General features: G+C 72.4%; 12 protein-coding genes. 3 read left to right on the top strand and 9 right to left on the bottom strand.

Annotated features, from left to right (window positions below; all coding sequences use genetic code 11):
- Positions 1–6: 6 nt before the first annotated feature.
- Positions 7–792, bottom strand: a complete 786-nt coding sequence (locus ACWEOZ_RS29550; protein WP_451913937.1) for an inositol monophosphatase family protein — start codon at positions 790–792, stop codon at positions 7–9.
- Between the two features lie 66 nt (positions 793–858).
- On the opposite strand from ACWEOZ_RS29550, the gene ACWEOZ_RS29545 reads away from it, so the two are divergent.
- A complete protein-coding gene (locus ACWEOZ_RS29545; protein WP_451913936.1) occupies positions 859–1,818 on the top strand; it encodes a LysR family transcriptional regulator in 960 nt (319 codons plus the stop codon).
- Here the strand turns inward: ACWEOZ_RS29545 and ACWEOZ_RS29540 are convergent.
- Together ACWEOZ_RS29540 and ACWEOZ_RS29535 are read right to left on the bottom strand one after the other, a co-directional pair.
- Complete coding sequence (locus tag ACWEOZ_RS29540; protein WP_451913935.1) at positions 1,764–2,204, bottom strand: VOC family protein; 441 nt, start codon at positions 2,202–2,204, stop codon at positions 1,764–1,766. The two genes, ACWEOZ_RS29545 and ACWEOZ_RS29540, sit on opposite strands and share 55 nt — an antisense overlap.
- A gap of 91 nt (positions 2,205–2,295) precedes the next feature.
- Positions 2,296–3,168, bottom strand: a complete 873-nt coding sequence (locus ACWEOZ_RS29535; RefSeq protein ID WP_451913934.1) for a helix-turn-helix transcriptional regulator — start codon at positions 3,166–3,168, stop codon at positions 2,296–2,298.
- Between the two features lie 129 nt (positions 3,169–3,297).
- On the opposite strand from ACWEOZ_RS29535, the gene ACWEOZ_RS29530 reads away from it, so the two are divergent.
- Entirely contained in the window at positions 3,298–4,203 is a 906-nt protein-coding gene (locus ACWEOZ_RS29530; RefSeq protein ID WP_451913933.1) for an oxidoreductase, read from the top strand.
- Between the two features lie 19 nt (positions 4,204–4,222).
- Here the strand turns inward: ACWEOZ_RS29530 and ACWEOZ_RS29525 are convergent, their stop codons facing one another.
- From ACWEOZ_RS29525 to ACWEOZ_RS29500, 6 genes are all read right to left on the bottom strand, one after another.
- The gene (locus ACWEOZ_RS29525) at positions 4,223–4,411 is read right to left on the bottom strand and encodes a hypothetical protein (RefSeq protein WP_451913932.1); all 189 of its coding nucleotides are present in this window, start codon (positions 4,409–4,411) and stop codon (positions 4,223–4,225) included.
- A 239-nt stretch (positions 4,412–4,650) separates the two neighbouring features.
- Positions 4,651–4,845: a ferredoxin gene (locus ACWEOZ_RS29520; RefSeq protein WP_451913931.1), complete on the bottom strand. Its 195-nt coding sequence runs from the start codon at positions 4,843–4,845 to the stop codon at positions 4,651–4,653.
- On the bottom strand, positions 4,842–6,041 hold the full coding sequence (locus tag ACWEOZ_RS29515) for a cytochrome P450 (protein ID WP_451913930.1): 1,200 nt from the start codon (positions 6,039–6,041) through the stop codon (positions 4,842–4,844). The genes ACWEOZ_RS29520 and ACWEOZ_RS29515 overlap by 4 nt, the downstream gene beginning before the upstream one ends.
- 70 nt (positions 6,042–6,111) lie before the next feature.
- Positions 6,112–7,287, bottom strand: a complete 1,176-nt coding sequence (locus ACWEOZ_RS29510; RefSeq protein ID WP_451913929.1) for a DUF1996 domain-containing protein — start codon at positions 7,285–7,287, stop codon at positions 6,112–6,114.
- A 176-nt stretch (positions 7,288–7,463) separates the two neighbouring features.
- A complete protein-coding gene (locus tag ACWEOZ_RS29505; RefSeq protein WP_451913928.1) occupies positions 7,464–8,444 on the bottom strand; it encodes an aldo/keto reductase in 981 nt (326 codons plus the stop codon).
- Positions 8,445–8,530: 86 nt separating this feature from the next.
- Positions 8,531–11,620, bottom strand: coding sequence for a M4 family metallopeptidase (locus ACWEOZ_RS29500; protein ID WP_451913927.1), 3,090 nt, complete (start codon positions 11,618–11,620; stop codon positions 8,531–8,533).
- Between the two features lie 113 nt (positions 11,621–11,733).
- Between ACWEOZ_RS29500 and ACWEOZ_RS29495 the strand changes: the two genes are divergently transcribed.
- The gene (locus ACWEOZ_RS29495) at positions 11,734–12,174 is read left to right on the top strand and encodes a hypothetical protein (RefSeq protein WP_451913926.1); all 441 of its coding nucleotides are present in this window, start codon (positions 11,734–11,736) and stop codon (positions 12,172–12,174) included.

Here is a 12,174-nt window from a genome sequence, read left to right as displayed (position 1 = left end):
GGAGGGTCAGAGTGTGCGTTGCAGGACGTCCAGGGCGGCGGCGTGCACCCCGGGCGCGGCGGCCACGTAACCGGTGCTGGTGATCTCCCACGGCTTGCCGGCGAAGTCGGTGACGACGCCGCCGGCCTCGCGGACCAGCAGCAGCGGGCCGATGTGCGAGCGCACGTTCTCGAACTGCCAGTGGACGTCCAGCTGCCCGGCCGCCACCTGGCTGAGCTCGTGCCCGACCGGCACCGACGAGCGGACGTACAGCGCGCGCTGCAGCATGGCGGTCATGGAGGCGCCGACGCTCCGGGCCACCGCGGCCGAGTGGCTGGGCCGGGCCTGGCCGGTGCCGGTCAGGGCGAGAGCCAGGTCGGTCTTGGCGGACACCGTCATCCGGGTGCCGTTGCGGTACGCCCCACCGCCGTCGACGGCGGTGAACATCTCGTCGGACCAGGGCGCGTAGAGCACCACGAAGTCCGGGCGGCCGTCGCGGACCAGGGTGACGCCGATGTTCCAGTCGGTCATGCCGTGGACCAGGTTGAGGTTGCCGCCCACCGGGTCGACGACCCACCGGTCGTCGCCGGCCATCGGGCCGGTGGCGTGCTCGTCCTCCTCCCAGCCGGAGCCGGGCAGAGCGGCGAGCAGGGCGGGCCGGAGCAGGTCGGCCACGGCGGCGTCGTGCCGCCGCAGGCCCGCGAACAGCTGGTCCCCGGTCGCGACGCGGTTGCCGGGGGCGTAGAAGCCCCGCAGGCGAGCGCCGGCTTCCCGGACCAGCTCGGTGGTGGTGGAGATCAGGTCAGCGGTCATGACCTGAGTCTTGGCCCAGCCGTCAGATAAGTACAGTGCACTCTCTTTAAGCTAACGTTTACCGTCATGCAACTGGATCTGAACCTGCTCACGACGCTGGACGCCCTGCTCATCGAGGGCAGCGTCCGCGGAGCGGCCGAACGGCTGCACCTGTCGTCGCCCGCGGTCAGCCGCTCACTCGGCCGGATCCGGAAGCTGACCGGCGACGACATCCTGGTGCGGACCGGCCGGACCATGACGCCCACCCCGTACGCCCTGGCGGTCCGTGAGCAGGTCAGCGGGCTGGTCCGGCAGGCCGGCGCGGTGCTGGCACCGAGCCGCGACCTGGACCTGGCGACCCTGGAACGCACGTTCACGCTGCAGTGCCACGACGCGCTGACCACGGCGCTGGCCGCGCCGCTGCTGGCCGCGACGGCTGAGCGGGCGCCGGGCGTACGGGTGCGGTTCCTGACCGAGACGGCCGTGGACACCGACGACCTGCGGCACGGCCGGGTGGACCTGGAGATCGGCGCGACGACCCCGGACCTGCCGGAGATCCGGTCCGAGACCGTCGGCCACGACCGGCTCGTCGTGGTGCTGCGCGGTGATCACCCGTACGCCGGGGGTCTGGACCTCGAGGCGTACGCGGCGCAGCCGCATCTGCTCGTCTCCCGCCGCGGCCGGCTGAGCGACCCGGTGGACGAGCTGCTCGCCGCACACGGCCTGCACCGCCGGGTGCTGGCCGCCGTCGGCACCACCGCGGCCGCCCTGCACGTGGCCGGCCACAGCGACGCCGTCGTGACCGTGCCGGAGGTGATGTGCCGGCCGCTGATCGCGGCCTTCGGGCTGGCGGTCGCCCCGCTGCCGGAGCCGCTGCGGCTGCCCCCGGTGCCGATCGTGGGCAACTGGCATCAGCGCTACGACACCGACACCGGCCATGCCTGGCTCCGCGAGCAGACCCGGGACGTGCTGGGTGCGGTCCTCGGCGGCCGCTACCCGAGTTCTTCGGCCAGCCCGACGATGATGCCCTCGGGGCCGCGGAGGTAGCAGAGCCGGTAGGCGTCCTCGTACCGCACCACCTCACCGACGAGCTCGGCGCCGTGGGAGAGCAGGCGGGCGACCACCTCGTCGATGTCGTCGACGGCGAACATGATGCGGCGGAGGCCCAGCGTGTTCACCGGGGCGATCCGTGGCTCGGCGCTGACCGCCTCCGGCGTGTGGAACCGGGCCAGCTCGACGCCGGAGCTGCCGTCCGGGGTCCGCAGCATCGCGATGTCCTGCCTGACGCCGGTGAGCCCGATGACCTGCTCCACCCACGGCCCCTCGACCGGACCCCGGCCCTGCAGCTCCAGGCCCAGGTCGGCGAAGAACGCGATGACCGCGTCGAGGTCCTCGACCACGATGAGGACGTTGTCCATCCGCTGGATCGTCATGCTGGTCTCCTCGCTGCCGGACGGCCAGGATGACCGTCTCGGCACCGGGGACGCGGCCGCCACGCCGTTCTCGACGTCCCGGCCGGCTCTTTCAGCGGGATTTCCGGGGTAAGCGGGACGCGTGCAACGAGGCGAGGAGCTGCAGCCGGTCCGCGTCGGCGCTGCCCGGCTCCGCGGTCCAGATGAGCATGACCGGGCCGGGATTGCCGGGCAGCGGATAGGTGTCCCAGTCCAGGACGATGTCGCCGACCTCGGGGACCGGAAACGTCTTGGTGCCGCTGACCGACTCGCGGACGTCGTGCCGGGCCCACAGCCGCCGGAACTCCGCGCTGCGGATGCTCAGCTCCCCGACGATCGCGGTGGCGCGGGGATGGGTCGGGTCGGTGGCCACCGCGGCGCGCATCATGCCGATGTAGTCCAGGGCCTGGCGTTCCCAGTCCGGGCAGCTCCGCTCGCCGGTCCGGGTGTCGTCGAACATGAGCAGCAGCATGTTGAGCCGGTCGGCCGGGTAGCCGTGCGGGTCGCCGAGCAGCGCCTCCGCCATCGTGTTCCAGGCGAGCAGGTCGAGGTGGCGGCCGAGCACGACGGCCGGGGTGTCCATCACCCGCAGCAACCGCCGGGTGCTGTCCGGCACCCGTTCCGGGCCGTGCTCCGGCCGGGCGGGCATCGGCCGGCGGGCGGCGTGGGCCAGCGTGAACAGGTGGCGGCGTTCCTCGTCGTCGAGTGCCAGCGCACCGGCCAGGGCCTCCAGGACGTCGTCGGAGGGGCGTACCTCCCGGCCCTGTTCCATCCGCTGGTAGTAGTCGGTGCTCAGCCCGGCCAGCAGGGCCAGCTCCTCACGGCGCAGCCCGGTGACCTTGCGCCGGCCGCCCGGCTCCAGGCCGACGTCGTGCGGGCTCAACCGGCTGCGCCGGGCGCGCAGGAAGTCGCCGAGCTCGCGAGCGTACGGATGCGGGCTGCTCATGCCGCAAGTGTGCCGCGGCCCGGACCACCGTGGGTAGGTCCGGCAGACCTAGGCAGGCCGGAACGACGGAACCGGCCGGGATCGCTCTTAGCGTCAGCGGTCCACGCACCGAGACGTCAGGAGCAGCAGATGACCGGATGGACCGCCGACCGCATCCCCGACCAGCACGGCCGGACCGCGGTCGTGACCGGCGCGAACTCGGGCCTGGGCCTGGTCACCGCCACCGAGCTGGCCCGCCACGGCGCGCACGTCGTGCTCGCCGTCCGCAACACCGCCGCCGGTGCGGCGGCCGCCCGCCGGATCGGGGGCGACGTCGAGGTGCGCGAGCTGGACCTGGCCTCGCTCGATGCGGTACGGGGGTTCGCCGCGAAGCTGGCCGCCGACCACCCGGTGATCGATCTACTGGTCAACAACGCCGGCGTGGTGCTGCTGGGTCCGCGCCGCACCTCGGCCGACGGCTTCGAACTGCAGCTCGCCACCAACATGCTGGGCCATTTCGCGCTGACCGGCCTGCTGCTCGGCAACCTGGCCGCGGCCCGGGCGGCGCGGGTGGTCAGCCTCAGCTCGATCACCCACCGGACCGCGCGCCTCGACTTCGACGACCTGATGGCCGAGCGGCGCTACCGGGCCTCCGCCGTCTACGGCCGGTCCAAGCTGGCCACCACGATCTTCGGCGTCGAGCTGGACCGTCGCCTGCGCGCCGCCGGCTCGCCGGTCATCAGCGTGCTGGCCCACCCGGGTATCACCCGCACCAACCTGACCCCGCGGGCCTGGGAGCACCGCGGCCGGCTCGGCCGGGTCATCGCGCGCGTGGGCCTGGTGGCCACCCAGCCGGTGGAGCAGGGGGCACTGCCGCAGCTGCGCGCCGCCACCGACCCGGAAGTGCGGGGCGGGCAGTTCTTCGGGCCGGCCGGACTCTGGGAGACCCGGGGCCGGGTCGCCGAGGCCCGGTTCAGCCGGGAGGCCACCGACCCGGCCGCCGGCGGGCGTCTCTGGGCGGCGGCCGAGCAACTGACGGGCGTCAGCTATCTCTGAGCTGAGCCTCGAACGCTGCTCACGACTGGCCCGCGGCGGCGAGCTTGTGCATGTCGAGGTCATCGTTGAGCCACAGCTCGAACCACTGGCTCAGGGTGAGGTCGAGCGGGTGCAGGGTGCTCTGGTCCAGGAAGAGCATCCGCCCCTCAGGGGTGCGGCAGTCGAGCAGCGCCCACATCGCGCACCCGAAGTCACAGAACGAGACCACGCCGGGCGTCCACGCCGGGAAGTCGTCGGGGATCTCCCCGTCCCGCCACTGGATGTAGTTTCTGCTCGGCCTCGGCCAGGGCTTCGGCCGGGCCGGTCCTGCGGGTACGGCTCCGGCAGGTCGGCGCCCCGGCCGGAGTCGACCCGGGCGCTGATGGCGGCGACAATCTCGTCATCGGTCATCGGACGACCATCAACGGCGCCGCGGCTCTCCGCCACCCCGTCCGCCGTCGGGCCGGCTCAGGGCAGCAGCCGGATGACCGCGGCGGGGCAGCGGTCGACCGCCTGCTGCACCGCCGGCCGTTCCGACTCCGGCGGCTGTTCGTCGAGCAGCACCACGACCGCCTCCTCCGGGTCCTGGTCGAAGACGGCCGGCGCGGTGAGCACGCACATGCCCGCGCCGATGCACAGGTCGCGGTCGACGGTGACTCTCACGACCAGGCCACCGGCAGCTCGACGGGGCCGCGGACCACGGAGTCCTTCTTCCACACGATCTCCTCGGGGGGCACCGCGATCCGCAACGCCGGCACCCGGCGGGCCAGCGCCCCGAGCACCGTGGTCAACTCGATCCGGGCGATCTGCTGACCCACGCAGGCGTGCGCGCCGTGCCCGAAGCCGAGGTGCGCGCCGGGTCTGCGGGCGACGTCGAACGTGTCGGCGTCCGGGTGCAGCGCGGTGTCCCGGTTGCCCGACTGCACCGCCACCACCACGTAGTCGCCCGCCCTGATCGGCTGCCCGTTCACCACGGTGTCCTCGGTGGCCTGCCGCAGCAGCCCGATGCCGACGCCCAGGTAGCGGACGAGCTCCTCGGCCGCCGAGGCGGCCAGCTCGGGCTCGGCGCAGAGCTTCGCCCACTGTCCCGGGGTGTTCAGCAGGCAGACCAGACCGTACGTGATCATCGACGCGGTCGTGTCGAAGCCGGCGACGAGCAGCGCGCCGTTCATCTGCGTCAGTTCCTCGTCGGTGAGCGGGCGCTCGCTGTCGGCGCTGTGCTCGATCATCCGGCTGAGCACGTCGTCGCCGGGCCGGGCCCGGCGGGTGGCGACCAGCTCATACAGGTACGCCCACAGCGGCTCGATCGCCCGCCGCAGCTCGTCCGGCGTGGTGGAGGTCTTGAACAATGCCGTCGCCGCGTCGTGCAGCAGGTGGCGCTGCTCGGGTGGTACCCCGATCAGCTCGGCGATCACCGCGGTGGTGATCGCGGTGGAGAACCGGCTGTGCAACGGATAGGGCTGCGGGGACGCCAGCATGCGGTTGATCGCCTCGTCGGTGATCTGCTCGACCAGCGGCCGCAGCTCGGCCAGCCGGCGCGGGTGCGACACCTGCGGGGCGAAGTTGCGCCGGATCCGGATGTGCTCCGGGCCGTCCAGCTGGCTGAAGCCGGTGACCGGCGCGTCCGGCCCGCCGAACGCGTCCAGCACGTGGGTGGCCTGACCGGGCCGGGTCGAGAAGCGGCGGCCGTCGCCGAGCACCTCCCGGACGCCCGCGTAGTCCGAGACCAGCCAGGCGTCCAGGCCGGTCGGGCAGGTCACCCGGACGACCTGCGGGGCGGCGCGCAGCCGGGCGTACTCCGGTGGCGGGTCGAACGGCAGCTGGTCCTCGTCCGGCAGTGGCAACGCAGGCAGAGACATCCCCGAACCTCCACAATGTGTAGTCGGGAGAACACTCTACGCGGCTTAGACGAAGGTCAATATCCCTGAATCAGGAGGAGAACGGGTCGTAGCCGTCGTTGTCGCAGGTCCGGCGCTGGGCGATGCAGTTCCGGACCCGCTGGTTCATCTCCTTGACGTCCCACATCACGAACGCGTCGCCGTGCATCGACGAGGCACTCCGGCCCTGCGGATCGGAGGAGAGGTAGTAGCCGGCCTTCGAGCCCTTGGCCCCGTACGCGATGTCGAAGGTCAGGGCCGGAATCCGGACCGGATGCCCGGCCGGGCAGCCGGCGTCGGTCCCGAAGGCCACATGCTCCTTGTGGTGCGGGCTGTCCAGGTTCTTGCCGTCCCAGCAGTCCGGGAACTGCAACATGAAATGCAGGCTCGCCGGCTCTCCACAGATCGGCCAGTTGCCGTTGTCACTGCGGGCGACGCCGTTGATGTCACCCGGTCCGTAGAAGGCGCAATAGAACTGACCCTGCGCGCCCCGCGGCGTCGGCTGCTTCTTCTTGGCGTCCCCGGCGACCATGCGCAGCCCGTTCGGCATCGGCATGATCCCGTCCGAGTTCTTCCGGATCGAGCGGTAGTAGACCCGGAATCCGGTGGTCTCGACGGGCTTGCGGGTGGCCGCCTCGTAGAGCGTCGGCACCCAGTAGGCGGAATGGTCCACGACCGGCTTGCAGGTCGTGGCCGTGAACTTCATCAGATCGCCGGCGACAGTGTTCGCATCCACGGCCTTGTTGCCGACGAAGGAGTGCATGTGCGAGGCACCCGGCAGCCCGGGGAAGACGATCGGGTCGTCGGCCTTGCGATGGCTGTAGCGGCAGTCGGCCCGGAACTCCGGCAGATTACCGGCGTTGCCCGGCGGGTCGGCCTTGGTGGCCTTGTACCGGGCGACCTGCGCGTTCCAGGCCGCCCGGTCGACCGGGATCCAGCCGGCTCTGGGAGCCTGCTGGGTGGCGGTAGCAGTGGCAGCCGCAGTGCCAGGAGAGGTGGCCGTGGCCGACGGCCTTCTGGCCGACGGTGAGGCCGTTGCGGTCGTCGTTGCCGTGCCCGGTGCTGAGGTCTGCGCGCGGCTCTGACCCACGGCCTGCGGCTGCTGCCCGGTGGAGGCCCGGGCGAGGCTCACCGACACGACCACCGCGGTGACGAGGGCGACGGTCACGCCGGCGCCGGCCACAGCGAGTCCCCGCCCGGGCCGGACATGGCGACCGGACTCAGGCACGGAGAAAGGCAGACGCGGCACAGGTCACTCCCCACAAAGCGAACACGACAAGCCGGCCGAACCGAGCGACCGCCGGAATGGTAGGCCGGTGGGAAGCGCACCTGACAGGCGTTTAAGCCGGAACAAAGAATGACTGTCCGACAGGACAGAATCCGCGGCTCAGCCCCGAAAAAGTGTTAGCGGTGCCGAGGCCGGTCCGGCCGCAGGGCGATCACCGCGCGCAGCTCGTCCGCAGTGAGCGGCCCCCGGGCCTCGGCCGCGATGCATTCGGCGAGCTCGGCGCGGTTCTTGACGCCCAGGACGACGGTGGCGACGCCCGGGACGCTCAGCGCGTACCGGTGGGCCAGGGCCGCCGGGGTCTCGCCGAGCTCGGCGGCCAGCTTGCGGAACGGCTCCGCGCGAGCGAAATCGACGGCCGCCGGATGGTCGGCGCTCACCTCCCGGTCGAGCGCGGCGGTGAGCGACCCCGCCGCGACGGCGCGAATGCCGATCACCGGCACCCCGTTCGCGCCCGCCACCCGGACGATCTCCTGGTTGGCCGGCTCGGCGCCGGTGCCGTACGACCACAGGTCGCCTTCGGAATCCAGCGCGTTCACGACGACCTGGGCGGCGTCCGGCCGGGGCGTCGTCCCGAGCGCGTCCACGACCGACGCCGGGTACGCCACCGCGGTGATCCCCCAGGCGCGGATGCTGCCCTCGTCCCGCAACCGCTCGAACTCGGCGGCGACCTCGAGGTAGTCCGGCCAGTCGAGGTCGTCCGGCACGGCGGTGGACGGATCACGCGGCCGCAGCTGGGTGTGCAGCAGGAACAGGTCGAGATGATCGCGGCCCAGCCGGGCGAGACTGTCCCGCAGGCTCCCCCGGATGCGGCCGGCCCAGTCCGGTGTCCCGGACAGCTTGAGCAGCTGCACCTTGCTGGTGATCATGATGTCCGCGCCGGACCGGCCACGCAGCGCGGCACCGGCCGCCCGCTCCGACTCGAAGTCACTCCCGTAGCTCGGCGCCAGGTCGAGCATGGTGACGCCGGCGTCCATCGCGGCGTGGATGGTGGCAACCGCCTCAGCGCGGTCGGTGCTGCCCCACACGCCGGCGATGCCGCCCCCGCCGAGGGTCAGGGCGCTGATCCGGCCGAGCCGTCCGAAACTTCTGGTCTCCATGGATTGTCCTCCCACCGTCAGGCGTTCGCCGTCGACGGTAAAAGCTGGAGCGCGCTCCAGATCAAGCCCACGGTGTCAAGGCCGCCTCATTTGACCTTGAGGGTTACTCCGCTGCTCGTCGCGCCCGCGTTGTAGGTGCCGCCCGTTATCGACACCCGGACGGTCCAGGTGCCGCGCTTGAAGGACCGGGAGAACGAGTACGCCCCGCTTGCGGTCGTCTTCGTGGACGTGACGGTCACCCACTTGGAGCCCGACTTACGTTGCAGGGTCACCTTCACGCCGGCACGGGCCGGTTTGACCGTACCGGTGAGCTTGATCTTCTTGTTGGCCTTGGGCCTGGTCGTGCTCGCCTTGATCGTGGCGGTGTAGTGGACCGTCGCCACCGGTGTTGCCGAGGTTGCCGGCCAGGCGCCGGCCGAGCCCGCGTACCGGATGCGGTAGGTCGTGGTGATCGACGGCTTGACGGTCGCCCGCCAGGCGCCCTTCGTGTCGGTCCTCACCGTCGTGATCCGGGTCCAGGCCGCCGTGCCGGCCGGGCGTTGTTCCAGCGTCGCCGACGTCCCGGCGATCGCGGCGCTGCCGCGGAGGATCTTCCCGGTGAGCGTGGCCGGCTTGCCGTAGGCGAACGTGCTGGGCGTCACCGCGAGCGACAGGGCGGTCGGGCTCAGCGTGACCGTCTTCTCCGCGCCGTCGCCGATCGTGCTGGTGGCCCGCACCCCGATCGTGTACGCGCGGCGCGGGTCCAGCCCGGTCAGGTTCAACGACCGGGCCGAGGCGGGCAGCGTCGTCTCCTGGCCGGGGGAGAGCCGCACGATGTAGCCGGTGGGAACCATCACGCCGGTGCTGTAACTCGGCCTGACCCACTCCAGCAGCGCGGTGCCGGTGCCGGCGGCGACCGACACGCTGACCGGAGCGCCCGGTGGCTGCGCCGGCAGCACCCGCCACGGCACCGAAGCCGTCACCTGGTCACCGTCGGCGTCGGTGGCGGTCACCACGGTGGTGCCGGAACCGGCGGTGGTGGGTATCCCGCTGATGTCGGCGACCAGCGTGCCCGAACCCGGCCGGTGCACCCCGAGGGTGATGCCCGCCGGCAGGCCCGTGGCGGTCACCTGGAACGAGCCGGCGGCATCGACCAGGTGGTCCGGTGCGTCGGTGAAGGTAACCGGGAAGTTGCCGAAGGCGCCGTAACCGAGCTGCATCGTCTGGGCCGGGGGCACCGACCGGGCGACCGGCGGACCCTTGACCACCCACCACATCAGCTGCCGGCCGGAGTTGCCGTCCGGGTCGGTCGCGATGATGTCGCCGGGATACTCGCCCTTGACCGTGGGCGTGCCCGTGATCAACCCGTCGGCGTCGATCGACACCCCGGGCGGCAGATCGGCGGCGCTGAAGGTGACCGGCTGACCCTGCGGATCACGGGCGCTGACCTGGATATGTACGGAGTCCCCGACGTGCGGGGTGGGCGTGCTGTCCTCGAAGTACGCCAGCTGCGGGACGCCGTACGCCGGGTCTGAGCCGTCCACGCCCGCGGCCAGCCAGGCGGCGTCGACGGTGCGCCGCTCGACGCTGTCCGGGCCGTACAGGTCCGCGGCCGCGCGGATGGTCGCATCCCGCGCGCCGGAGAAGTTGGTGTTCGAGACCATGTAGACGGTGAGGGCGCGGTACCAGATCTGCGCGGCGCGGTCGTTGCCGATGCCGGTGACCGGCGCGGCGTCGCCACACGGCGGACTGTCACCCCATCGCGTCGTGCCGCTGCCCGCGGCCAGGGTGTAGAAGAACTTGTTGCCGATGCCCGACGAGTAGTGCGGATCGAGACTCCTGGCCGTCGGGACCCAGCACGACGCCGACTTGCCGTCGCGGCCCGGCTCGTCCATCCGGCGCAGGGCCGGGGCGCGGGCCTCGGTCTGTTCGCCGATCAGATAGTCCGGCGGGTCGACGGGGTTGTTCGCCGCGAACTCGACCAGCGTGCCGAAGATGTCGCTGCTGGACTCGTTCAGGCCGCCGGACTCGCCGGAACTCACCAGGCCGGCCGTGCGGTAGTTGAGGCCGTGCGCCACCTCGTGCCCCACCACGTCGAGCGCCGTGAACGGCTTGCCGGTGGGCGCGCCGTCGCCGAAGTACACGCACACGCAGGAGCTGCTCCACGCCGCGTTGGCCTCGTCGACGTCGTGGTGGACGTACGCGGTCAGCCCCTTGCCGTCGTTGCGCAGACCCGAGCGGCCGAACGACTCCCGCAGGTAGTCCCAGGTCTGCGCCATGCCGTAGTGCACGTCGGCCGCGGCGGTGGCGCGGTCGGCGCGGGTGCCGTCGCCCCACACGTTGTCCGCGTCGGTGAACTCGGCGAACTTCTTCGGCTCGAACACGAAGTCCTCGTTCAGACCGTCGCGGACGGTGTTGCCGCCCCGGTCGGGGTCGGTCAGCGCGTACGTGCCGTCGGCCTGCCGGGTGGTGCTCAGGGGGACGTCACCCACCAGCATCCCGTGCCCGGTGCCCGCCTCGGCGGTCTGCACCTGGTCGTACGCGCGGCGGACCGCCCCGGTGGTCGCGTCGACGATCACCAGCCGGGCGCCGATCGGCACCTCCCAGGCGCGCACGGGCTTGCCGGCGAAGGCGTCGATGACCTGTCGCGCGTTGCCGGTGCTGCGCTGCCCGGCGAACCGTTCGGCGGACGCGACAGCCTGCTCGCGGCCGACCTCGGCGGAGGCCGGAACGTCGATCGCCTGCTGCTGCGCCACGGTGGCGTCCGTGAACCGGCCGGTCGCGGCCGAGTGGACCACGAAGTCGCCGCCGAGCACGGCGAGGCCCTGATGCGTGCGCTGGAACCGGATGTGCCGGGTGCCGGCCGCGTCCACCGTGGTGTCCACCACCCGGTACTGCTCGCCGGGGGCGGACCGGATGGCCGGGCCGTTGCGGCGGATCCCCGCCCGCGCGTCCCGGACCGCCCGGGCGCGGGTGACCGCCGGCCCGGTCGTCGGCGTGGCGGAGGTCTTCGGCCGGGCGGTCCCGGCCGGCTTGCCGGCGGCGGGCAGATCGGTGGCGGAAGGTCGGGGCGCGGCGGCCTCGTTCCACCGTGGTGGGGGACCGGCGGGGACCTCGCGGGCGATCGCGACCCCGGCTCCGGTGAGCACCAGTACGGCGGCGAGCGCGATCGGGACACGGCGATGCCGGACTGCCATCCTCATTTTCCCCCGTCGATCTTCGATGAGGAGGGGACGATACCGGACCGACGCTGAATGAACAGCCCCGCGATCAGCCCGGCCGGCCCGGCCCGAGGGGCTAGTTTGTCGGGATGAGTCTCCTTGATGACGTGGCCGAGCGTGACGGCTGGCGGTGCTGGGTGTGCGACGAGCCGGTCGACGCCGGCATGTCGGTGAACGACCCGCGGGGTCCGAGCGTGGACAGCCGGACCGCCGACCGCAAGGCCAAGGTCACCGAGCGGCTCGCCCACCGCGCCTGCAACACCCGCAAAGGTGCGGTCAAGGTGGTCATCGCCTGGCCGGACCGGCTGCATGTGGTGGAGCCGGCGCCGCTGGTCGCGGTGGCGGACCGGCTCGAACGCAAGGGCGGCCGGGAGCTGGTCGCCCGGTGCCCGAGCCGCAAGGACGCCCAGGAGGCGGCGGACTGGCTGCTCGACCGGTTCTCCCGGCTGGTGCCCGGGCTGCCGGTGACCGCCAGCGTCGACGCGGGCGGCGGGCAGTTCCTGGTCGCCCTGGCTGCCCGGCGGCGCTGA

The organism is Actinoplanes sp. NPDC004185 (assembly GCF_053603475.1).
Note: the sequence above shows the minus strand (reverse complement) of the source record. Positions and strands in the feature narration are given on the sequence as shown.

Bases quoted from the DNA above. Each gene is read 5' to 3' on its own strand.
- ACWEOZ_RS29550 (WP_451913937.1), bottom strand. From the start codon at position 792: ATGACCGCTGACCTGATCTCCACCACCACCGAGCTGGTCCGGGAAGCC.
- ACWEOZ_RS29545 (WP_451913936.1), top strand. From the start codon at position 859: ATGCAACTGGATCTGAACCTGCTCACGACGCTGGACGCCCTGCTCATC.
- ACWEOZ_RS29540 (WP_451913935.1), bottom strand. From the start codon at position 2,204: ATGACGATCCAGCGGATGGACAACGTCCTCATCGTGGTCGAGGACCTC.
- ACWEOZ_RS29535 (WP_451913934.1), bottom strand. From the start codon at position 3,168: ATGAGCAGCCCGCATCCGTACGCTCGCGAGCTCGGCGACTTCCTGCGC.
- ACWEOZ_RS29530 (WP_451913933.1), top strand. From the start codon at position 3,298: ATGACCGGATGGACCGCCGACCGCATCCCCGACCAGCACGGCCGGACC.
- ACWEOZ_RS29515 (WP_451913930.1), bottom strand. From the start codon at position 6,041: ATGTCTCTGCCTGCGTTGCCACTGCCGGACGAGGACCAGCTGCCGTTC.
- ACWEOZ_RS29505 (WP_451913928.1), bottom strand. From the start codon at position 8,444: ATGGAGACCAGAAGTTTCGGACGGCTCGGCCGGATCAGCGCCCTGACC.
- ACWEOZ_RS29500 (WP_451913927.1), bottom strand. From the start codon at position 11,620: ATGGCAGTCCGGCATCGCCGTGTCCCGATCGCGCTCGCCGCCGTACTG.
- ACWEOZ_RS29495 (WP_451913926.1), top strand. From the start codon at position 11,734: ATGAGTCTCCTTGATGACGTGGCCGAGCGTGACGGCTGGCGGTGCTGG.